Source organism: Fictibacillus sp. FJAT-27399, assembly GCF_001510655.1.
In the GTDB taxonomy this organism is placed as follows: domain Bacteria; phylum Bacillota; class Bacilli; order Bacillales; family Fictibacillaceae; genus Fictibacillus_C; species Fictibacillus_C marinisediminis.
Map to the genome: position 1 here is coordinate 284922 of NZ_LMVC01000002.1, position 19693 is coordinate 304614.

Consider the following 19693-nt stretch of genomic DNA (forward strand, 5'->3'; position numbering starts at 1 on the left):
CGCTTCCTTGACACGGTGAGATATCTTAATTACAATATGTTTAAAAGTTTAAACGTTTGATATCTTGAACGTTTGGACATACTCGTTAAATATAACGTAAAGGCAGGTAGATCAGTATGAGACAGCAAACGGCTTTGATTACCGGAGCCTCTTCTGGTATAGGATTAGAACTTGCAAAGCGTTTTGCAAGAGATGGCTATAATGTGGTGCTAGTGGCGAGGAACGAGCGAAGACTGCAAATCCTCAAACAGGAACTGGAAGTCCAATTTCACGTTCAATGCACTGTACATGTAAAGGACTTGTCTAAGTACAGTGAGGCAGAAGCATTATTTCAAGAACTGCAGCGACAGCAGATCACAGTCGACTTTTTAGTGAATAACGCTGGATATGGCTTATTTGGAGAATTTACGGAGACGGATCTACAGGATGAATTATCCATGATCGACATTAATATAAAAGCACTCACAACCCTGACTAAATTATTCCTCCCGGGAATGAAGGAGAGGGAGAATGGGAAAATTTTAAATGTTGCTTCAACGGCCGCTTTTCAGCCAGGACCTTTAATGGCTGTATATTATGCAACAAAAGCCTATGTTCTGTCATTTTCAGAAGCTCTCGAAAATGAAATGAAGGGCATGGGAGTGACCGTTACGGCATTATGTCCAGGTCCAACGAAAACAGGTTTTGAATCACGTGCAAATCTGGGACAGTCAAAGCTCTTTAAGAGCGGCGTAATGGAAGTAGAACGTGTAGCAAGCATTGGCTATGAAGGATTAATGAAAGGAAAATCCATCGTGATCCCTGGTTTTAAAAACAGGCTGCTCGCTAACTCCATCCGGTTTATACCGAGGAAGTGGGTAACGGCAACTGTGAGAAATGTCCAGGGAAAATCATGATCCACTTGAAAAAGAACACGAAGTTATCTATCATGAGCATATATAGGTTTATGAGATTAAACAAATAGACGCAGAGGGGGATGAATATGGGACAGCAGGCTATAGATGTTTTTCGTTCCTGTATTCCGCTCTTGCAGGCATTAAGTGATCCCGCAAGACAAGATATTATTTTATTGCTTGCTCAGCATGACCGGCTGACGGTCAATGAAATTACAGAGCATTCTACTTTATCAAGACCGGCTATTTCTCACCATTTGAAGATTTTGAGGGACATACAGCTGGTGACGATTGAGCAAAAAGGAACACAGCGCTTCTATTCATTGGCACTTGAGCCTTCCATCGGCTTATTGAAGCAGCTGATTCATACCGTGGAGAGTACATGTGATCTTTAGCCCTCGCTTAAGATCCTTTTTTTTTGCATTAATAAGAACAGAACGTAAGAAAAACCCTTCGCTGAAGGGTTTTTTAGATATCAAAATTATTGCTTTGCTGTGTGCTGTCTGTATTACCCTGCTTGTCCCAAGCAATGAGTACGACATCCAGTTCTTTCTCCATATGATCCAATTTAGCTTTTTGCTCACTCGTTAATTGCGCCAAATCAAACTGTTTCATTTCATCCACCTCCATCTCTAATAAAAGAGTTCCCTAGTGTATAACGTTTTATCCCGAATATGTAAAGGACCCCCTGTCCACTATGAGACAAGGGGTCTTTCATTATGGGAGCACTTGGACCTTAGTCTTCATAATCCCAATAATGTCCGTCATTCATATCACTTTGGACACTAAATACATCGCCTCTTGGACCGGAAGACCTCCAACTGCAATCATCATTGTCGTCCATGCGGCCCTTGGTATTGCCCTGGTTGCCGCGGCACGCCAAACAATCTGCAATACACTGTTCTCTGTCCCTTCCAAACAAGGAACGGCACACGTTTTGGCAGAATCGACGGCATCTAGGCCGTGCTAGAGAAGGCTGCTGGTTATTATCCATTGCACCCATCACTGGGTTTTCATTGGACTGTCGTCCGCAGTTACAGTTCTGGACGACCTGGATCGGCCGCTGGTTGCGGTTCCGGTTTTGTTGAGCACCTTGTACAGGCATCTGTACAGAAAACGGCATTCTAAATGAACTGCTGCTGGAGCTAGAGCTGGAGCTAGAGCTGGAGCTAGAGCTGCTAGAGCTGCTGGAACTGCTTGAAGATGATTCAAATCTCATTATTAATGAGCTGGACTCGCTTCGTCGACTTCTTCTTGAGGATTCACTTCTCCTGCGCTGGGATCCACTTCTTCTTGAGGATTCACGTCTTCTGCGGGAGGATTCACTTCTCCTGCGCTGGGATTCACTTCTTCTTGGCATTTATTTCACCCCTTTCGAGATACTGTATTCATTTCGTGTGTTGCTAGAAAGGGACAAGAACCTCTTTTACGAAAAAAAGGCGCTGTTAAGCACTTTTTTAAAAAAATAGGAATAAAGACAATTTATGTAAAAGAGAGATTATGCTATGATGGATGGAAAATAGAGAGAAATCTTATAAATTTAGTTAAGGTTGATTTTAAAGGAACCATTACATTCTCGAGTAAAATTAATGAAGGAACAACAGTAACCATCTTGCTGCCTGTCGCAAAAAAGTAGAGCAGCTGCAAAAGGGTAGAGTAGTAAAAAGCATATTCTGAGAAGAATATGCTTTTTTGCTGTGTGAAAAAAATCTCGCAGAATACTTAAAGAGGTTGTCACATAAGTTAAATGAGAGAGGTGAAATGATAGGGAAAAGGAGAAATGGCTGTGATCTGTTTATGTGAAGTTTTAAATGAAGAAACATATCATGAGCGTATAGCGATTATAGAGGATAAACAAGAGATCATGAGGACCTTTGGCCTGGAAAATGAACAGTGGCTCCGCCTTTGGAATATTGATAATAGAATTTTAACATTGTGTTTTTCCTCCTTGGATCCCGAGTTTGACCGGTTTATTGTAGTGTACGATTATTCGCTGTTCTGCAAAGATCAGGACATAAAGCAAGCTATCATTTGGCATGAGATCGGCCATTCGCAATATCCTGTTTTGGAAGGGAAGATTGATCTGCATTCAGAAACGAGATGTGATGAACTGGCTTTTACGAAAGGATATAAATCAGGATTGGAAAAGTTTCTAAGACTAACTTACAAAATGGCAAAGACACTCAATAATCAATTGCTGCTATCCATGACGAAAGAACGGATGAAGGCATTGAATCTTTTATATAAATATTAAAAAGCGAGTGGAATCAACGAAATTGATCCACTCGCTTTTACATTTAAGGAATAAGCAGGAGTTTTCCTGTGCTTTTCCGGCTTTCCAGAAAACGGTGGGCTTCTTTACCATCTTCAAGCTTAAATGAAGTGGTTTCTGGTATCTTAACAGAGCCCGAACGAATCATATCAAACAACTGATGAGACCTGGACACCCTTTCTGAATGGGAGGTGATAACATTCCAGAGATCACCGCCTGTCAGTGTTTTTGAAGTGTCCATCAGCATTCGTGGATCAACCGGCAGCGGATCTCCGCCTGCCATTCCATAAAATACAGCCGTTCCGCCGATTCTTACCACTTCAAAGCTATCCTTAAGGGTACTGCCTACAGAATCATAAATTACATCTGCTCCTTTATTTTCAGGAGAAACTTCTTTTACTTTACGCTTCCAGGCTTCATCATAAAGAAAAACATGATCGGCTCCAGCGGACAAAGCAGCTTCTTTCTTCGCCTCAGAAGATGTCAGCCCAATTACCGTTCCGCCCAGTGCCTTGGAAATCTGGATGAGAAGCTGGCCTACACCGCCTGCCGCAGCATGGACAACAAGAAGTGTTCCGGGTTTTACGGGATAGCTGTCACGAGTCAGGTATTGAGCCGTTAAGCCTTGCAGCAGCAGAGAGGACGCGGTTTCAAATGAAATGTCATCAGGCAAAGGAATCAGGTGATCCTCCGGTACAGCGACAAGTTCAGCATTAGCATACGGTACATCGGCAAAGGCCACTCTATCTCCAGGCATCACCCCATTTACCCCTTCTCCGATCCTTTCCACGATTCCAGCGCCTTCATAACCGGCAATATACGGAGGGGTGCCCTTCAAGTGATAGTTCCCTTTCCTCCGGTACACATCCGCAAAGTTAAGTCCGATCGCTTTCATGCGAACAAGTATTTCATTCTTTTGCAGCACTGGATTCGGAACGTCCTGATATTGTAAGACATCCGGTCCCCCAAATTCATTAAATGTTAAAGCCTTCATCGTTTGTATTCCTCATTTCAAGTAGTAGTCATACTATCATTGTAAACAAAATGGAGAAGTTTCACTAGAAAAGATAATTAAACAGGAAAAAGGTTTAAATCGTTAAATGTTGTGGAAACTGTGGTTGTAATGGAATATTTATCTATTTTACTTGGGAGGTCATTTGCATGATAAAAAAGATTACGTTCGTTTTAGGAATCGTTCTGGCTCTAACAGCCTGCTCCTCAGGCGGGGACAGCGGAGGAGGAAAAGGAGGCTCAATGGATACCGCTTCTGCGGAGAAAACGTTTAAACAAAACTGCGCCAGCTGCCACGGCAACAATCTTGAAGGCGGTACGGGGCCGGCTTTGAAAGACATCGGAAAAGAACATACCAAGGCGGAAATATTAAAGCAGATTAGAAACGGAGGTGGAGGTATGCCTGCTGGATTAATCCAGGGCAAGGAAGCGGAGAACGTTGCTCAATGGCTGGCCAAGAAAAAATAAAGGAAAAAAAAGGCTGAATTCATTCAATGGAATGGATCCTGCCTCTTTTTTATGCCTTTTTTCATGAAACGTTGGTGGTCTTCTGATGAAGGGATGCCGATGTTTTTTTGTCCTGTACAAGAACTGCAGCTGAGATAACCAGCAGAATACCGATGGTCTGCAAGAGAGTCAGTTCTTCCTTGAAAAGGAAGAACCCGGTGAGTGTAGCAACAACGGGCTCAATGGTTGAAACGATGGCAGCCCGGCTCGGTTCAACCTGTCGGAGTCCTACGGTGTAAAGGATATAGGCGAAGACAGTCGGAATAATTCCAAGTCCTGAAATATAAAGGAATGCTTTTCCATTCTCGAGTAAATGTATGGATGAGGCCAGCCCGCTAACAGGAAACAGAGCCAGACCTGCAAAAATAAAAGTAAATGTCGTAATCGTAAGTGTATGGTATTTAGCAGATGCGGCTTTGCCAAAAATACTGTACAAAGAATAACCCAGTCCAGCTCCTAAACCCGTAAGAAGCCCGGACAAAGTAATGCCTGCCTTAGCAGATGGCATGTAACCGACAACGAACAGACAGCCGAGGAACGTGACACCAAGAGCTGTTAATTTCTTTCCTGTGATCAAGTCATTGAAAAAGATACGCGACAAGATCAGTACAAATGCAGGTGCTGTATACAACAAGACGGCTGCAACGGACAGAGACATTTCTTCCATCGCTTTAAAATAGCACCAGTTAAAAAACGCGATACTGAGCAAGCCGGTCCCAATAAAATAATGAGTATCTCTTAATTTTATCCTTAGCAGTGAGCGGTCCGTAAAAAGCGTGATGATGATAAACGCAATGGCCGCTCCTAATGCACGCAATACTACAATCTGAATCGGGGTAAACCCTAATGAAGACAGTTCCTTAATGAATATACCTATTGTTCCCCATAGAGCCGCACCGCTTGCAATCCATATATAGGGCCATTTCATTCATTGCCCACCTCGTTTCTCCTCATCTTTTTTCAAGCGTATCGCAATTCAACCTATTTTTGAAGACCCTGTATAGAATCGGCTGAAAAACAAAGAAGAGGTATGATTGTCCGGACTTGCTGGCCCCCTTCCAAAAATTGCTCCCTCCAACTTCGTATATCCGCCTTTTCAGAAAGGAAGCATAAGGAAAAAAGGAGGTACACCTTTGAAGAAAATTCTCGCAATAACATTTGCCCTAACGCTGACCCTGGCAGGCTGCGGCAGTATAAAGGGGCAAGAACAAGGTGCTGCTGATGCAGACAAGACAGGGAAAGAACACCCAAGGCTGCAGCAAGTAAAATACAATGGCAGCAAACAAAAAGATATAACACCGTCACAGACCACTCATAAAAAAACAAAAATCACGACCATTGGTTTTTTAGAGCCTGTTGACCAACGGGCTGCTGTCAAAGAAGTTAAAGATGTGGGCAGGCATTTATCATATGTTGCTTTTTTCAGCTATCGTGTAAAAGCTGACGGTAATTTAATCGGCATCAAGGATGATCAGGCACTGGCTGCTACAAGGAAACAAGGGGCCGTTCCGATGCTTGTGCTGACCAATTTTACAGAAGGGAATTTCTCTCCTGACGTAGCACATAAAATCTTTACGGACAAAACGGTATCCGAGCGATTAATCAAAAACGTTATCCAAACGATGAAAACAAAAGGATACAAAGCACTCAACATCGATTTTGAACACATCCACGCTAAAGACAGAGATTTATACAACGGATTCCTTGAAACGATTTTGCCAAGAGTGAAAAAGGAAGGATTTATCACTTCAACGGCGCTTGCACCTAAAACGAGTGATGAACAGTCAGGACCGTGGCACGGTGCCCATGATTATAAAAGACATGGGGAGCTTGCGGACTTTGTTATTTTAATGACGTACGAATGGGGTTGGTCTGGAGGTCCGCCGATGGCTGTTTCTCCTGTTCCGCAAGTTCGCAAAGTTATCGATTATGCTGCCTCGGTCATCCCGCGCAAAAAAATCGTTATGGGCGCTCCGTTATATGGTTATGATTGGATACTTCCATATAAGAAGGGCAATCCTTTCGCCAAACGGATCGCTCCTCAGGAAGCCACGGAACTTGCCATCAAGGAAGGCGCAGACATTAAATACGACAACAAAGCTCATTCTCCATATTTTAACTACACAGATGACAAAGGTAAAAAACACGTGGTTTGGTTTGAGAACGAAGAAAGCGCTCAAGCAAAATTCAATCAGGTAAAATATTATAACCTTCGTGGAATTGCCTATTGGGTTCTTGGTGAACCGTTCCCTCATAACTGGAGCATGCTTGAAGATCAATTTAACGTAAGAAATGCAAAATAAAAAATGCAGGGAGATTCTATTAGCCGGCAGTTCACCGGATAGGGTCTCTTTTTTATCTAATTAAAATGGACAAAAAAGCTTTTTCGCAGGAGAGAACTTGTATTATGAACGAGGGAAAATACCTGAAGCTGATCTCTCTTTAGGTAATGGTAAAAAATATTGGCATTAATCTACGGTAAAGGCCTTTTGTGAACAAGAAAAAAATCGATTGAAATCGATATAGACCAGGAAAGGAAGAAAAGGACCATTGACTAACCGTTCATTCAATAATAAAATAATGCTGTAAATTATGTTAAATAATGGAGGTCGTGGTGTGTATTCATTAAGACATTAATGGTAAAGAATATCTGGGTGTTTAAGTAAAATAGATTATGCTGAACTTATGTTGACACTAACATATTTGAACATTTATATGAAGAAAGCACTGCTTTTATGGAGGATTGAAGTTAAAATGCCGCGAACATCTGAAGAGAATGATCGTATTCGCCAACTTTCAAAACAAAAGATTCGTGCTGCCGCTATGGAGTTATTTATTAAACAGGGATATTATGCAACCTCTATTAACGATGTAGCTAAACAAGCGGGCATTTCTAAAGGGTTACTATACAATTATTATAAAGGAAAAGAAGAGCTGCTTTCTGAAATGGTCGAGGCTAGAATCAGGGAAGTGATCGAAGTAATGGAAGGAGCAGCCGCTCGCGAGACACCTAGTGAGCAACTTAAACACATTATCGAAGGAGCGATTGATAATATCCATCAAAGTCCAGAAGTCCATCGATTCTATCTGCACCTACAAACTCAGCCCGAGGCAGACGAAGAGTTGATTAAATACAGTAAACTACTTATTAAAGAAAACGCTAGAATGTTTGAAGTACAATGTAAAATGTTTGAAAGGCTGGGAGTAAAGCAGCCGAGGAAACGGTCGTTATATTTTTCATCCGTCCTACAAGGTATTATGTTCATGATATCTACCTATCCACAAGAGTTTCCGATAGAAGAAATAAAAAAACAAATCATTCAAGAATTTTGTTCCGCCTAAAAAGGTAAGTGAAAATATTAACTATAAAATAGATGAACCCTTCTTAATTTAAAAGGTCTTTGTTGCCAGGTTGTTTGAGATCGCAGGCAATACTCACACCTTCGATGAAATATGCAGGTATGAAAATGAAATAAGTCGGGTTTCAAATGGCGAAGCCCACCCTAGGAGATGAGCGAGATGGAAACAAAGGTACATGAAATTGAATTGAATGGACTCACTTTTCAATATCGAGAGAGTGGAAAACCTTCAGCACCGCCGCTTATTGCACTTCACGCGTTAGGAGAAAGCTCAGAATCATGGGATAAAACGGCGGCTGTATTAGGAGAAAAATACCACGTCTTAGCTTTAGATCAACGGGGGCACGGTGGGAGTGCGAGATCTAATACAACTCATGTACGAGGACTTGCTTCATTTTGGGGCAGTTTACACTAATGGGTCATTCAATGGGGGGAATAGTATCCTACCAATTCGCAGAAACATATCCGTCAAGAATAGAACGTTTGATTGTTGAAGACATTATTCCTCCTTTTGAAGATAAACCAAAAGAAATTCCTTCCAGGCCGTCTCATTCTCTACCGTTTGATTGGCTGGTTATTCCCTCGATACTAGGGCAACACAATGAACCCGAATGGTGGACACGTCTTACCGACATTACCATGCCGACTCTTATTATAGGTGGTGGATCTAGTAAAACTCCTCAAAACAAATTGCAAGAAGTTTCTGAGCTTATCCCGAATTGCGAATTGGTGATGATAGAGGGTGCGGGACACTATGTTCACGATGATTATTTACCAGCCTTCTTAGCTGCCGTAAGAAGGTTTCTCAATACATGAGGCTTCGGATGCTTTCGATTTCCTAATTCCTATGTGTTAAAAAGAAAATATAGATCTTTATACTTAAAGTGAAATAATCTCATGATCACAGTCCTGATTTTTTGATCTTAAAAAAATCTATAATATGAGTGAGGGATTGGCGATGCCATTTTTCGAAACCAAAGACCGTTTGCAACTGTTTTACCAAGATTGGGGTACAGGCGATCCGGTAGTTTTTGTTTCTGGATGGTCACTAAGTTCTAGAATGTGGGATTATCAGAGGATTTTTTTAGCAGATCAGGGCTTGAGGTGTATAGCATATGACAGACGCGGTCATGGGCGTTCCGATGACTCGGGGAACGGATACGACTTCGATACCCTGGCAGACGATCTCGCTGCACTGATTGAATACTTGAATCTTCGAAATGTCACGCTTGTATGTCATTCTATGGGTGGTGGTGAAGTGATTCGATATCTAACACGTCATGGCAGCGATCGGGTGGAGCGTGCCGTGCTTGTCGCTGCCATTGTGCCTTTTTTGATGAAAACAGAGGATAACCCGAACGGAGTGCCCAAGGAAGTTGCTGACATGGTGCGAGACACTTGGAAACGGGATTTCCCGACTTGGTTGATTCAGAATGAATTGCCGTACTTCAATCGTGCTGATACTTGCGCAATGGGTGACTGGACCCGGTGGGATATGTTGCAGACATCGCTAAAAGCAGTGATTGAGTGTAATAAGATTATCATCGAAACGGATTTTCGCGAGGAGATGCGGTCCATTACCGTACCTATACTCATTATCCACGGTGATAAAGATCGATCAATCCCGGTAGAAATCTCCGGTCAAAAATCAGCAATGCTGTTACCCAAGAACCGGTTTATTTTGTATAAAGATGCCCCGCATGGACTATACATCACACATTCAGACCGGCTAAATAATGACCTTTTAACATTTATTAAAGGTTTAAAATGATAATTAATTTAAAAAATAGTAAAAATTCCAATATTTATAAGGAAGAAATCTATATCAACTGAAAATAATCACTAAGCAATCGTTGTAATGATCGGTTGATCTCTTGTAATAATTATTGTGTGCTCGTACTGTGCACAAAAACCCTTATTAGGTAGCCTTACAGTCCATCCATCCGGACTTTCAATGACATATTCTGCACCAGTTGACAAGAAAGGCTCAATAGTAATAACAGTACCTTCCTCCAACACACGTTTATCATCCTTGCTATAAAAAGGTAAAATTTCTACAGGTGCTTCGTGCAGGGATTTTCCAATGCCATGACTGCACAGATTCATGATGACCTTATAGCCGCTTTTTCGGGCTTCCCTTTGAATAATTCTCCCGATTTCATTCACTTTTACACCAGCTTTAAGAGAAGAGATCACCTTCATCATAGTGTTGTGTGTATGTTGGCAAAGGCGCGTCACGGAAGGGTTGTATAGAGGCATTTGAAAAGAGTGTCCTGCATCAGCAAAATAACCTCGGAGTTCAGCGGAAACATCAATATTGATTAAGTCACCTCCATGAATCTTCCGATCTCCCGGTATTCCGTGAGCAACTTCTTGGTTAATACTAATGCATGTATTGCCGGGAAAGTTATAAGTCAAATTGGGTGCAGAAACCGCCCCATACTTTCTTAATAACCGTCCCCCAATATCATCTAATTCCTGGGTTGTCATGCCGACACGTGTCTGACGTTTCATTTCACTTATTGTCAACGCAACGATCTTTCCAATTTCTTTGAGACCGTTAATATCATCAATACCTTCAACTGTCATCTTCAGCACCCTCCATTTTTAAATATTTATATTTTTTCTTTTTTCCTATTTCCATATTTGCCTCACTTTATCTTTTTGCATTAAATATACCATCTATTCTTATTCAACTAAACTGCCCGGTTAGTTCAACAAAAAGGTAAAATTAGCACCTAGTTAACATAAAGGCAGTTCACGGGAGCAAGTGAACAAGCAAAACCCTGAATTTGGCCAAATCAGCCTAAATTCAGGGTTTTGCTTTGTGCCAAAGAGAGGGAAAAAGCACGTTTTCCGGAAGGGGCCTCATCTTCCATTTTCGTCGGTTCTCTCCGTATTTTTATCCTATGGGTGATTTGACAATTGGTACCCATTTTTTATTTGTCAAAAACCTCATAACCACGCGATTTCACGGCCGTTTATTTTTGCAATGAACTGATGAAAGTACATAAAAGTAGGCTACTATGAATAACTCAAATATTCATCGGTTGAAATCAAAAAATAATAAAAAAAGATTTCTCTTTTAGTGAAATCCGACTAAACGAGGGACACAACGGTTGATCTGTATATATTGAATCCGATTATTTTGACTTTTTTCAAATCCACTCCCCGCATCCTCAGGATCTGGATAGCACAAAAATTGAGGATTTAACAAAGGCCGAATTTGAAGGCCGCAAGCAAGTGTTAATGGTGGCTGATTTTCTCAAAAATTCAATTCCTGGTTTTGAAAACGCTTCTATATCGAGCACTGGTGCCCAAATTGGAATTCGTGAATCTCGCAGAATTGAGGGGAACTATGTATTAACAAAAGAGGAATGTGGCAGCCGGACGAAAGTTTGACGACGTTATTGCAAAAAGCGGTTATCCAATTGATATCCATGCTCCAAGCGGAAATGGAATCTCATGGATAGAAGGGGACGGTTCGTTCGACATTCCTTATGGATGCCTTGTTCCTAAGAAGATCGAAAATTTACTTGTAGCAGGACGCTGTATGTCAACTTCTCATGAAGCACTTGCCACAACCCGGTTAACTCCAAGTGCAATGGCTGTTGGGCAGGCGGCTGGAACAGCAGCTGCAATGACCCATACCAACGGAACAACTCCATCAAACATTGATATTAAAGAGCTTCAAAAACAGCTCGTTGAAGATGGGATGGTTTTAGTATAAAACTTTAGATGTTCACTCTCAGAAAAGTTACCTAATAACAGAAACTTCTATAAAACAATAGAATTAAAGCCCCTGTGGTTGATATCGTGGGGGATAACACCGTTTAATCTTATAAAATGTAAATAAAACGTTATGTATAACAAATACGTGGTTTGTTCGTACGAGGCTTCCGCATTTTCCTTCCGTTATGTAGTGAAGGTTTTTTTCGGGTGAGAATGTACTGAAGGGGGGAGAGCTTTGGTTATATTATCTGGAAATTTCTCAAAGTAACTCTCAAGTCGATAATATGGCTCTTACTTATAGGATTAATTGTGGCATTTATTTATCCAAAAGCGTTATTTTTGATGGGGGGCATCGGTTTTCTAGTTCTAAGTACGTTAGGAGTACTTTTAATTTTAAGTTTCCCGGGATTTTTCTTTTTTGAAAATGATTAAAAAACATGCTAAAAAAAGTCCATTCCTTTTTAATGGGATTTTGGAATATAGAATAAAAAATTAGAATTCCATTAAGGTAACCATTTATAAGCTACAGCTTTATACCGTCCTATAAATTATTAAGGATAACAGAGCTTTGAATTTGCTGATGATTTATTCTGCTTGCCTTTCGTGGTTCTACCCTTGTAAGTAATTGGTTTTTGTAAGAAATATTGTAAAGCATACTTCATTCTATGTTTGGAACAATACCATTGTATTTAGGATAAAAAGGAGGGGAATCAAAATGGATCAACAGAAATTATTAGCTGCCCACGAGTCTTTGGACTTACATGAGGCCTTTAACTTTAAAACGCTTTGTATCGCCAAGTCTAAATTAATGCAAGGATTGGTTTTTGATGATGATCTTAGGAATTTAATGAAAAAAGATGTTGAACAATCGATACAGGATCTTACTGAATTGCAATCCCTCTATGAACGAGCACCTTTTCAAGCTCCTGTTCCTCAAAATCGCCCAACCCCCATCATTAATGGAAAGGAAGGAACCATTCATTGAATAATGATTATTTGGACCCGATAAACTCGCTGCATATGCCTGAACTAGCAGACACCACCTTTGCAATGGACTTTCTTCTTCGTGCCAAAGAAGGCGTTCGCAACATAGCTGTAGCATTAACCGAATCCGCATCACCTGATGTTCGTGCCGCATTAAGAAAACAATTGATGCAGGGCATTGCGATGCATCAGGAAATATCTGAGTTGATGATCAAGAAAAAATGGTTCCATCCTTACGAACTAACGGAACAGTATCAATTGGATCAGCTTTCGGCCAACAATACGATTAAGATTGGCAAAATGAACCTGTTTCCCATTGAGACCAATCGAAAGGGCATGTTTGATCGGACACCTGATGAACATTAACACTGGAGGTTATATAGTATGAAGGCGGTAACGTACCAAGGGATAAAAAATGTTGTTGTGAAAGAAGTGCCAGACCCTAAGATTGAAAAACCAGATGACATGATTATCAAAGTGACCAGTACAGCGATATGTGGTTCTGATTTGCATTTAATTCATGGCATGATCCCTAACCTGCAAGAGAACTATGTCATTGGACATGAACCGATGGGAATCGTTGAAGAGGTTGGTCCTGAAGTGACAAAACTAAAAAAGGGAGACCGCGTAATCATTCCATTTAACATCGCATGCGGTGAATGCCGTTACTGTAAAGACCATTTGGAAAGTCAATGCGACAATTCAAATGATAATGGAGATATGGGAGCCTATTTCGGATATTCCGGAACAACTGGCGGTTATCCAGGCGGGCAAGCGGAATATTTGAGAGTCCCTTTTGCCAACTTTACTCATTTTAAAATCCCGGAGACCTGCGAGGAACCTGATGAAAAGTTAGCGGTTATTGCGGATGCGATGACCACTGGTTTTTGGAGTGTTGATAATGCGGGGGTAAAGGACGGGGACACCGTTATCGTTTTGGGATGTGGTCCCGTGGGACTTTTTGCACAAAAGTTTTGCTGGCTAAAAGGGGCGAAGCGGGTGATCGCAGTCGATTATGTGAATTATCGCTTGCAGCATGCGAAACGGACAAACAAAGTTGAAATTGTGAACTTTGAGGATCATAAAAATTGTGGAGAATACTTGAAGGAAATCACCAAGGGCGGTGCCGATGTAGTCATTGATGCTGTTGGGATGGACGGAAAAATGACCGATATGGAGTTTCTTGCCAGCGGATTAAAACTTCAGAGTGGTGCATTTGGTGCATTTATCATGGCGACCCAGGCCGTCCGAAAAGGTGGCAATATCCAGGTGACCGGCGTTTATGGGGGAAAATATAACGGTTTCCCATTTGGAGATATTATGAACCGCAATGTAAATATTCGCTCCGGACAAGCACCTGTTATTCACTATATGCCTTATATGTTTGAACTGGTTTCTACAGGAAAGATTGATCCGGGAGATGTGGTCAGCCATGTCCTTCCGCTCAGTGAAGCCAAGCGTGGCTATGAGATTTTTGACACCAAAACGGATGATTGTATAAAAGTCGTCTTGAAGCCTTGAGGAAGGAGGAATGAAAAATGAACTATGCCCTACACGAAGTTCTTGAGGTTCAAGAAATGGCCGCTTTTAAAACAAATTGTTTAACCAAGTCTAAAACAATGAAAGCACTGGTTAGTGACCCAAGGCTAAAAGAAATTATGCAGCAAGACATTGATCTTTCCACCAGCCAGTTAAACGAATATACCTCTGTTTTATCTAATGCAAAGCAATCGTTAGGAGCTGAGTAAAATTGAATTCAATCATTGAGAACTTAACAGGAATGGATGCCCTTTCCGACCGGATTGTTGCGATGGATTTATTGATTGCGGCAAAAAGTGGAGTTAGAAATTACGCCATGGCTGTTACGGAAGCCGGAACACCTGAAATCAAAGAAATGTTAACTCGGCATTTGGAGGAAGCCATTGAGATGCATGAACAAGTTTCCGGTTATATAGTGGAAAAAGGATGGTATCACGCTTGGGATACAAACGAGCAAATCCATTTGAACTTGACAAATATGAAGACAGCTTTGGATTTGCCAACACTATAGATCATGTAAAGGAACAGTTTACGAATAAACTGTTCCTTATTTATTGTCAGAATGCAGGAGCAGGGAATTCATCTATGTTCATGCGAAGCAAACTATACGGCTTTTCTCGCAGGTCCCTTCCATAATGAAACCTGGCCTGCCGGTGTAATTGGTTCACAATCACATATAAGTATTGATCCGGGCCAATCGAAAACGTATCCGGCCATAACAGCCTCGGGTCATGTGCAATGGTTTCCATGTTTCCGTTCGGCATGATCTTTCGTATGCTGTTGTTTTCATAATCCCCTGCATAGACGTTTCCTTTTGCTCCGGTAATCATTCCGTCAGATGCCCCTTTTTCTCCCCAATACTCCACCCGGGAAGGTAAGTCCTTCTCCGGTATCGTTCTGTCTCTCAGGGCTTCTGTTGAAATGGAGAACAGATGACGGCTCGTTAATGGACAAAAAAATAATGTCTTTCCATCCACAGAAATCGCGATACCATCAGACGCCAGTCGAAAGGGAGAAATGGAGCCGTCTTTATTGCGGTTCATCAGTATTTTACCTTCTACTTTTGGCAAGAAATAGTGATCGGGTGATGTAGGTGGGGTTCCACTTAACCGTCTGAATGCGTTTCCGGTTTCTAAATCCACAACAATGATCGCTCCTGGACCTTTGGAGGATGAATCTGTGATATAGGCATAACCGGCTTTTCCTACGCGAAAATCAAAGCGAACATCATTCAAATATGTGGTTGGCAGGATGACTTCTTCTGTAAAGGTATATACATTTCTGATTGTATTTGTTTTTAAATCAACAGCGACGAGTTTTGCTCCCCCTTTAATCGGTTCCGAAAAATTGGGTGCTGCTGTATCCAATACCCAAAGTGTTCCCCTTCCATCAGCCACTACACTTTGGACACTGATAAATGACATCGCAACGTTTGCCGGGTTGGTCAAATTTGTTTCTAAATTTGGATAAGGCTGCAATTGACCCCCGGCAATTTCCGCCACCGTAAATTTCACGTCATCTCCCCATTTCGGAAAGCAAACGAAAATACGCCCGGTTTCTGACACGGTAACTCCTGTAGGCATAGCCCCATAAAATGAATGAACGAGTTCAAACTTACCGAAATATTTTTCCATAGGCAGCATAAATTTCATCATCTCCCTCATCCGATTTGAACCGATATACCTATATATGACCGGCAGTTTTTCTTGTGCATGGCAAAGCACATGGGCGGAGCACTTGCTTTTTTTTTTGTTAAAATCTATTCACCTGAACATTTGTATTGATATTCCGTAAAAAGAAAAGGACAGCAGCCAATCAAAAAAATAAAAATGAAGAGAAGAACAGGATTACGCATGAAGCTGTGACGCTTGAATTATTAAAAAATGTAACAGCGAAAATGGATGATGCTGAAAATCGTACAGAGGCAAACAAACAACGGTGCTTCTTTTTCGCTTGTTTACATACAAACGTTAATTGACAGGGAGAGACTGAACGAGGCCATTATTCAGCCTCGGGATTGAAGCCGAAGTAAACATCGATATTCTGCTCGATATGCTTATCGATCCGATCTATTTTCGTATCCTCATTTATAAACAAACACCGGATGAGCTCTTTATTTCCGAGCAGGTGGACCATGTCATTGCCGGTATTTTGCCAGCGTTCAGTGGAAAGTAAAGGAGATTTTTAGTGGAAAAGAAATATTCAATCATGACTCTTATTTTACTGTGGAGTGGGTTGGTCATTGTTTCGAGCATGTAACCATCCCGCTGACCACAGTATTTACAGGCACTTTTCATATAACGGCCAATCAGGCGGCCTGGATTGGCAGTGCGTTTTCGTTATGCTACGCGATCGGATGCCTGCTTTATGGACCATTTTCTGATATGTATGGCCGTAAAATTTTTCTTGCCGGCAGCATTAGTGCGTTAGCGATTGTTTCTTTTATCATTGGATTTATTGATCATTTTTCAGGATTAGTGATGCTCCGGGTGCTTGAAGGATTGATTGCAGCAGCTTTTGCTCCGATCTCTTTCGTTTATGCGGCAGAGATGTTTCCGCCTGAAAAGCGTCTGACAGCAGTCGGTTTTATATTAATGGTGAGTTTTATTAACTTTTCGTAAAATACTTATTAATAAACGTTTGGTATAATGTAGACATAAATATTAGGGAGTGTGTGTAAATGAAACCAGATATGTTTCAAATCATCCAGGATTTCCTAATAAATAAAATTGATCCAACATTTATTATTGTGTTTGGATCCCATGCGAAAGATTCCGTACATAAAGAAAGCGATATTGATATTGCTTTCTATTCTTCACAAATATCATTTAATACCTATGATCTTTTTCTTTTCGCTCAAGAACTAGCGGACTTAATCAAAGTAGATGTTGATTTAGTGGACATTAGTGCAGCATCAACCGTTTTCAAAGCTCAGATCTACTCAACTGGTCGGTTAATTTATTGTGTTGACGACAACTTATATAAGAACTTACAAATGACCGCTTTAAGCATGTATGCCAAGTTAAATGAAGAACGGAAAAGTATTTTAAACAAAATTGATGAAAGAGGGTCCATTTATGAAAAACGACGTGATTCTAAATAAAATAAATGTGATTGAACGTTGTATAAATAGGATCAACCAAGTTTATGACAACAATACCGAGAATCTTAAGGATTACACAAAACAAGATTCCATGATATTAAATGTTCAACGTGCATGCGAAGCTTCCATAGACCTGGCGATGCATATCATTGCGGATAAACGCCTTGGACTCCCACAATCAAGTAGAGACGCTTTTGATTTGCTACAGGAGAATGCCATCATAAATGAAATTCTGGCCAAAAGGCTAAAAGCAATGGTTGGTTTTAGAAATATCGCTGTCCATGACTATCAATCCATTAATATTGAGATCTTAAAACAAATTATTGAAAAACACCTTGGTGATTTTAAAGAGTTTACAAAACAAATACTTCAAACCTAATGATATTGGAGGTTTTTATATGGACTATAAAATTCGTGTGTTCCACGTAAATACGAATATGGAAGCCTTTACTATTGAAACCATTTTTAAGGGCGAGAAAGCTGCTGAAACAGCAATCTTAGATCTAGAAGCGCTCTACCCTTCCCAATTCGAATATGTAAAAGTACCCGTACAATCAATTAGTGCTAAATAATTTTATTATGTAAATAAAGTTTCGTAAAAATTGAATTTTACGCATAGATTATTAGCTTTATGTGAAGGAGTTAAACTAGACCATGGTTAACAAAAGTTAATGAACACGAATTCTTAGAACTTAAGGATGAGAGCATTCTCGTGGGAGCTGGTGCACCACCCCCAGGAACCCACGGCATGAATCATGGCTGGGAAATAGGATGCGCCTGTATTTCTCGAATTATGGGAAATTATTTGATGCTCAAGGGTGGGGCCGTGAGGTGACAACGACAGGTTATGGGGATCTCCAGGACGGCACGAATGAGCTCGAATGGTACACCAATGTTTTTGCCGGCACTACTAGCGCTGCTGCCATGGTGGTAGGCGATTTGGCTTGCCTGCAAGGTGTCCTGCGGTCTCGTGGGAGAAACCCGTTGATTCCAGCGAGAGCGAGAAGATTGCTCCGATGAACAGGTTCACCCCAGGTAAGGATAACTTCGCGCTTGCCTCGGATAGGAAGCCGCCCCGACTTGAGACAAATGATTAAACGTGCACTTGACACACCTCTCTTTTTTTACAATGCCATTAATGGGGTTGCAGCAACCGCCACGATTGACGCCGACGGAATCTATAATTACGTCAGTCAAATTTCTGGACTTGGAACAAGGACCCACGTAGTCGGATCCGCCAACGGTACACTCTTTTTCTACAATGCCAATATAGGGGAGGCAGCGACTGCAACACTTGACCCCGGCGGAAACTACCGTTATGTCGGTTCCATCTCCGGATTCGGACGCTGGACGCATATCACCGGAACCTCTAACGGTAGCGTGCTCTTCTACAATGCCTATACTGGTGAGGGCGAACTGCCCGGATCGATCCCGCAGGAAACTACCATTTCGTCAGTTCCATCTCCGGATTTGGGAGCTGGACCCATATCGCTCAGACGGACTGAGCGGCACAATCATTTCATTTTTGCCCGAAGCAGTTTGTACCTCTCCTTCAAACCATATCCCACGATACTTTCATATTTCGGCAAAAGGAAACAATTTTTATAAGGCTGTTTCTAAATAATACCTAATAAGATTTTTTTGATTTTTTTTATTTATAAACTTACCTCGCCTTACTAAAAATTTATTTCCGTGCAGTTTAATTGTGTCACCGATTGATATAATGGGTTTATTATTAGAAAGCAATAACAAAAGTTGTTCACCAGTTCCTGAAAAAATCTTCTTATTACCTGCAATGAGTTCATGTCTATATTCCTCTGGTTTTCTTATCATATCAATCCCCGCTCTATTGTTTTTATAGTGTATACCCGGAATGATTTAGCGTAAACACCAAAAATTCGAGATTTTTATTAATGGATACAAATTGATTCGACCACCCCGATCATTAAGTGCCTGGTATGGCCTCAAAGTCTTCTCTATAGGCAGCAACAAAAAAAAACCCTCTAAAGGTTGCCTAAAAAATTTATAGCTGCTCAATCATTCCGCCATCTTTTTGTTTTTCACAAACTCTTAAACGTATAAACAATTCACTTTGGAGATTCTTCGCTGTCCTCATTACTTGATCATCTTCTTGATCACTAATTGTATTTATAAAAATTGTAAATGTTTCACCGTTTTGACTGGCATTTTTTAATCTATTCAACAAAGTACTGTAATCCATTTAATAACCTCATTCCGCTTTAATAATTCGACAAGAAGCCAGGATATTCCTTTATCACAAAAGAGCACCCAA

General features: G+C 41.0%; 30 protein-coding genes. 22 read left to right on the top strand and 8 right to left on the bottom strand.

Annotated features, from left to right (window positions below):
• Positions 1 to 116 precede the first annotated feature (116 nt).
• Together AR335_RS06515 and AR335_RS06520 are read left to right on the top strand one after the other, a co-directional pair.
• Positions 117 to 896: an SDR family NAD(P)-dependent oxidoreductase gene (locus AR335_RS06515; protein WP_062233336.1), complete on the top strand. Its 780-nt coding sequence runs from the start codon at positions 117 to 119 to the stop codon at positions 894 to 896.
• Between the two features lie 86 nt (positions 897 to 982).
• The gene (locus tag AR335_RS06520; protein WP_062233339.1) at positions 983 to 1288 is read left to right on the top strand and encodes an ArsR/SmtB family transcription factor; all 306 of its coding nucleotides are present in this window, start codon (positions 983 to 985) and stop codon (positions 1286 to 1288) included.
• A 73-nt stretch (positions 1289 to 1361) separates the two neighbouring features.
• Here the strand turns inward: AR335_RS06520 and AR335_RS23725 are convergent, their stop codons facing one another.
• Both AR335_RS23725 and AR335_RS24660 read right to left on the bottom strand, forming a co-directional pair.
• Positions 1362 to 1508: a hypothetical protein gene (locus tag AR335_RS23725; protein WP_156418878.1), complete on the bottom strand. Its 147-nt coding sequence runs from the start codon at positions 1506 to 1508 to the stop codon at positions 1362 to 1364.
• A 121-nt stretch (positions 1509 to 1629) separates the two neighbouring features.
• The gene (locus tag AR335_RS24660; RefSeq protein WP_199805061.1) at positions 1630 to 2016 is read right to left on the bottom strand and encodes a hypothetical protein; all 387 of its coding nucleotides are present in this window, start codon (positions 2014 to 2016) and stop codon (positions 1630 to 1632) included.
• A 663-nt stretch (positions 2017 to 2679) separates the two neighbouring features.
• Here AR335_RS24660 and AR335_RS06525 point away from each other — a divergent pair.
• Positions 2680 to 3147 carry a hypothetical protein gene (locus AR335_RS06525; RefSeq protein WP_062233342.1) on the top strand — a complete coding sequence of 156 codons (468 nt, stop codon included), beginning with the start codon at positions 2680 to 2682 and terminating at the stop codon, positions 3145 to 3147.
• A 43-nt stretch (positions 3148 to 3190) separates the two neighbouring features.
• Here the strand turns inward: AR335_RS06525 and AR335_RS06530 are convergent, their stop codons facing one another.
• The gene (locus AR335_RS06530) at positions 3191 to 4159 is read right to left on the bottom strand and encodes a quinone oxidoreductase family protein (RefSeq protein WP_062233346.1); all 969 of its coding nucleotides are present in this window, start codon (positions 4157 to 4159) and stop codon (positions 3191 to 3193) included.
• 167 nt (positions 4160 to 4326) lie between these two features.
• On the opposite strand from AR335_RS06530, the gene AR335_RS06535 reads away from it, so the two are divergent.
• The gene (locus tag AR335_RS06535; RefSeq protein WP_062233349.1) at positions 4327 to 4644 is read left to right on the top strand and encodes a c-type cytochrome; all 318 of its coding nucleotides are present in this window, start codon (positions 4327 to 4329) and stop codon (positions 4642 to 4644) included.
• 61 nt (positions 4645 to 4705) lie between these two features.
• On the opposite strand, the gene AR335_RS06540 is transcribed toward AR335_RS06535, so the two are convergent.
• Positions 4706 to 5611 (bottom strand): DMT family transporter, encoded by a 906-nt coding sequence (locus tag AR335_RS06540; protein WP_053357377.1) that lies wholly within the window; start codon positions 5609 to 5611, stop codon positions 4706 to 4708.
• Between the two features lie 205 nt (positions 5612 to 5816).
• Here AR335_RS06540 and AR335_RS06545 point away from each other — a divergent pair, with 205 nt between their 5' ends.
• From AR335_RS06545 to AR335_RS06560, 5 genes are all read left to right on the top strand, one after another.
• Positions 5817 to 6986: a glycosyl hydrolase family 18 protein gene (locus tag AR335_RS06545; protein WP_062236920.1), complete on the top strand. Its 1170-nt coding sequence runs from the start codon at positions 5817 to 5819 to the stop codon at positions 6984 to 6986.
• A 451-nt stretch (positions 6987 to 7437) separates the two neighbouring features.
• Positions 7438 to 8025, top strand: a complete 588-nt coding sequence (locus tag AR335_RS06550) for a TetR/AcrR family transcriptional regulator (RefSeq protein WP_062233352.1) — start codon at positions 7438 to 7440, stop codon at positions 8023 to 8025.
• A gap of 177 nt (positions 8026 to 8202) precedes the next feature.
• Positions 8203 to 8457, top strand: a complete 255-nt coding sequence (locus AR335_RS25130; RefSeq protein ID WP_255357546.1) for an alpha/beta fold hydrolase — start codon at positions 8203 to 8205, stop codon at positions 8455 to 8457.
• Complete coding sequence (locus AR335_RS25135; protein ID WP_255357547.1) at positions 8457 to 8858, top strand: alpha/beta fold hydrolase; 402 nt, start codon at positions 8457 to 8459, stop codon at positions 8856 to 8858. Before AR335_RS25130 ends, AR335_RS25135 begins: the two co-directional genes overlap by 1 nt.
• A gap of 142 nt (positions 8859 to 9000) precedes the next feature.
• Positions 9001 to 9813, top strand: a complete 813-nt coding sequence (locus AR335_RS06560) for an alpha/beta fold hydrolase (RefSeq protein WP_062233355.1) — start codon at positions 9001 to 9003, stop codon at positions 9811 to 9813.
• A 71-nt stretch (positions 9814 to 9884) separates the two neighbouring features.
• On the opposite strand, the gene map is transcribed toward AR335_RS06560, so the two are convergent.
• A complete protein-coding gene (gene map, locus AR335_RS06565) occupies positions 9885 to 10631 on the bottom strand; it encodes a type I methionyl aminopeptidase (RefSeq protein WP_062233358.1) in 747 nt (248 codons plus the stop codon).
• 612 nt (positions 10632 to 11243) lie between these two features.
• Between map and AR335_RS25440 the strand changes: the two genes are divergently transcribed.
• From AR335_RS25440 to AR335_RS06595, 7 genes are all read left to right on the top strand, one after another.
• Complete coding sequence (locus AR335_RS25440) at positions 11244 to 11444, top strand: FAD-dependent oxidoreductase (RefSeq protein WP_369795824.1); 201 nt, start codon at positions 11244 to 11246, stop codon at positions 11442 to 11444.
• Positions 11422 to 11772 (top strand): FAD-dependent oxidoreductase, encoded by a 351-nt coding sequence (locus AR335_RS25445; protein ID WP_062233361.1) that lies wholly within the window; start codon positions 11422 to 11424, stop codon positions 11770 to 11772. The genes AR335_RS25440 and AR335_RS25445 overlap by 23 nt, the downstream gene beginning before the upstream one ends.
• A 717-nt stretch (positions 11773 to 12489) precedes the next feature.
• Entirely contained in the window at positions 12490 to 12759 is a 270-nt protein-coding gene (locus tag AR335_RS06575) for a hypothetical protein (RefSeq protein ID WP_062233364.1), read from the top strand.
• The gene (locus tag AR335_RS06580; protein WP_062233367.1) at positions 12756 to 13124 is read left to right on the top strand and encodes a spore coat protein; all 369 of its coding nucleotides are present in this window, start codon (positions 12756 to 12758) and stop codon (positions 13122 to 13124) included. Before AR335_RS06575 ends, AR335_RS06580 begins: the two co-directional genes overlap by 4 nt.
• Positions 13125 to 13142: 18 nt before the next feature.
• On the top strand, positions 13143 to 14279 hold the full coding sequence (locus AR335_RS06585) for a zinc-dependent alcohol dehydrogenase (RefSeq protein ID WP_062233380.1): 1137 nt from the start codon (positions 13143 to 13145) through the stop codon (positions 14277 to 14279).
• A gap of 17 nt (positions 14280 to 14296) precedes the next feature.
• Positions 14297 to 14506 (top strand): hypothetical protein, encoded by a 210-nt coding sequence (locus AR335_RS06590; RefSeq protein WP_062233384.1) that lies wholly within the window; start codon positions 14297 to 14299, stop codon positions 14504 to 14506.
• Positions 14507 to 14508: 2 nt separating this feature from the next.
• Positions 14509 to 14808, top strand: a complete 300-nt coding sequence (locus tag AR335_RS06595; protein WP_062233387.1) for a spore coat protein — start codon at positions 14509 to 14511, stop codon at positions 14806 to 14808.
• A 46-nt stretch (positions 14809 to 14854) separates the two neighbouring features.
• On the opposite strand, the gene AR335_RS06600 is transcribed toward AR335_RS06595, so the two are convergent.
• Complete coding sequence (locus AR335_RS06600; RefSeq protein ID WP_062233390.1) at positions 14855 to 15949, bottom strand: L-dopachrome tautomerase-related protein; 1095 nt, start codon at positions 15947 to 15949, stop codon at positions 14855 to 14857.
• Positions 15950 to 16522: 573 nt separating this feature from the next.
• Between AR335_RS06600 and AR335_RS06610 the strand changes: the two genes are divergently transcribed.
• The 6 genes from AR335_RS06610 to AR335_RS06630 all read left to right on the top strand — a co-directional run bounded on the left by AR335_RS06610 (position 16523) and on the right by AR335_RS06630 (position 19008).
• Entirely contained in the window at positions 16523 to 16918 is a 396-nt protein-coding gene (locus AR335_RS06610; RefSeq protein ID WP_062233398.1) for an MFS transporter, read from the top strand.
• Between the two features lie 59 nt (positions 16919 to 16977).
• On the top strand, positions 16978 to 17400 hold the full coding sequence (gene mntA / locus AR335_RS06615) for a type VII toxin-antitoxin system MntA family adenylyltransferase antitoxin (protein ID WP_062233401.1): 423 nt from the start codon (positions 16978 to 16980) through the stop codon (positions 17398 to 17400).
• Complete coding sequence (hepT, locus tag AR335_RS06620; protein WP_062233404.1) at positions 17375 to 17779, top strand: type VII toxin-antitoxin system HepT family RNase toxin; 405 nt, start codon at positions 17375 to 17377, stop codon at positions 17777 to 17779. The genes mntA and hepT overlap by 26 nt, the downstream gene beginning before the upstream one ends.
• Before the next feature lie 19 nt (positions 17780 to 17798).
• On the top strand, positions 17799 to 17972 hold the full coding sequence (locus tag AR335_RS23735; protein WP_156316338.1) for a hypothetical protein: 174 nt from the start codon (positions 17799 to 17801) through the stop codon (positions 17970 to 17972).
• Positions 17973 to 18231: 259 nt separating this feature from the next.
• The gene (locus AR335_RS06625) at positions 18232 to 18420 is read left to right on the top strand and encodes a hypothetical protein (RefSeq protein WP_156418881.1); all 189 of its coding nucleotides are present in this window, start codon (positions 18232 to 18234) and stop codon (positions 18418 to 18420) included.
• A gap of 60 nt (positions 18421 to 18480) precedes the next feature.
• Positions 18481 to 19008 carry a hypothetical protein gene (locus AR335_RS06630; RefSeq protein ID WP_062233412.1) on the top strand — a complete coding sequence of 176 codons (528 nt, stop codon included), beginning with the start codon at positions 18481 to 18483 and terminating at the stop codon, positions 19006 to 19008.
• On the opposite strand, the gene AR335_RS06635 is transcribed toward AR335_RS06630, so the two are convergent.
• Both AR335_RS06635 and AR335_RS06640 read right to left on the bottom strand, forming a co-directional pair.
• Positions 19003 to 19233 (bottom strand): hypothetical protein, encoded by a 231-nt coding sequence (locus AR335_RS06635; RefSeq protein ID WP_062233415.1) that lies wholly within the window; start codon positions 19231 to 19233, stop codon positions 19003 to 19005. The two genes, AR335_RS06630 and AR335_RS06635, sit on opposite strands and share 6 nt — an antisense overlap.
• Before the next feature lie 190 nt (positions 19234 to 19423).
• Positions 19424 to 19621, bottom strand: coding sequence for a hypothetical protein (locus AR335_RS06640; protein ID WP_062233417.1), 198 nt, complete (start codon positions 19619 to 19621; stop codon positions 19424 to 19426).
• Positions 19622 to 19693: the final 72 nt, after the last annotated feature.

Coding starts and splice junctions, on each gene's coding strand:
- AR335_RS06515 (WP_062233336.1), top strand. CDS start 117: ATGAGACAGCAAACGGCTTTGATTACCGGAGCCTCTTCTGGTATAGGA.
- AR335_RS06520 (WP_062233339.1), top strand. CDS start 983: ATGGGACAGCAGGCTATAGATGTTTTTCGTTCCTGTATTCCGCTCTTG.
- AR335_RS23725 (WP_156418878.1), bottom strand. CDS start 1,508: ATGAAACAGTTTGATTTGGCGCAATTAACGAGTGAGCAAAAAGCTAAA.
- AR335_RS24660 (WP_199805061.1), bottom strand. CDS start 2,016: ATGCCGTTTTCTGTACAGATGCCTGTACAAGGTGCTCAACAAAACCGG.
- AR335_RS06530 (WP_062233346.1), bottom strand. CDS start 4,159: ATGAAGGCTTTAACATTTAATGAATTTGGGGGACCGGATGTCTTACAA.
- AR335_RS06535 (WP_062233349.1), top strand. CDS start 4,327: ATGATAAAAAAGATTACGTTCGTTTTAGGAATCGTTCTGGCTCTAACA.
- AR335_RS06540 (WP_053357377.1), bottom strand. CDS start 5,611: ATGAAATGGCCCTATATATGGATTGCAAGCGGTGCGGCTCTATGGGGA.
- AR335_RS06550 (WP_062233352.1), top strand. CDS start 7,438: ATGCCGCGAACATCTGAAGAGAATGATCGTATTCGCCAACTTTCAAAA.
- AR335_RS25130 (WP_255357546.1), top strand. CDS start 8,203: ATGGAAACAAAGGTACATGAAATTGAATTGAATGGACTCACTTTTCAA.
- AR335_RS25135 (WP_255357547.1), top strand. CDS start 8,457: ATGGGTCATTCAATGGGGGGAATAGTATCCTACCAATTCGCAGAAACA.
- AR335_RS06560 (WP_062233355.1), top strand. CDS start 9,001: ATGCCATTTTTCGAAACCAAAGACCGTTTGCAACTGTTTTACCAAGAT.
- map (WP_062233358.1), bottom strand. CDS start 10,631: ATGACAGTTGAAGGTATTGATGATATTAACGGTCTCAAAGAAATTGGA.
- AR335_RS06575 (WP_062233364.1), top strand. CDS start 12,490: ATGGATCAACAGAAATTATTAGCTGCCCACGAGTCTTTGGACTTACAT.
- AR335_RS06585 (WP_062233380.1), top strand. CDS start 13,143: ATGAAGGCGGTAACGTACCAAGGGATAAAAAATGTTGTTGTGAAAGAA.
- AR335_RS06590 (WP_062233384.1), top strand. CDS start 14,297: ATGAACTATGCCCTACACGAAGTTCTTGAGGTTCAAGAAATGGCCGCT.
- AR335_RS06600 (WP_062233390.1), bottom strand. CDS start 15,949: ATGAAATTTATGCTGCCTATGGAAAAATATTTCGGTAAGTTTGAACTC.
- mntA (WP_062233401.1), top strand. CDS start 16,978: ATGAAACCAGATATGTTTCAAATCATCCAGGATTTCCTAATAAATAAA.
- hepT (WP_062233404.1), top strand. CDS start 17,375: ATGAAAAACGACGTGATTCTAAATAAAATAAATGTGATTGAACGTTGT.
- AR335_RS23735 (WP_156316338.1), top strand. CDS start 17,799: ATGGACTATAAAATTCGTGTGTTCCACGTAAATACGAATATGGAAGCC.
- AR335_RS06635 (WP_062233415.1), bottom strand. CDS start 19,233: ATGATAAGAAAACCAGAGGAATATAGACATGAACTCATTGCAGGTAAT.
- AR335_RS06640 (WP_062233417.1), bottom strand. CDS start 19,621: ATGGATTACAGTACTTTGTTGAATAGATTAAAAAATGCCAGTCAAAAC.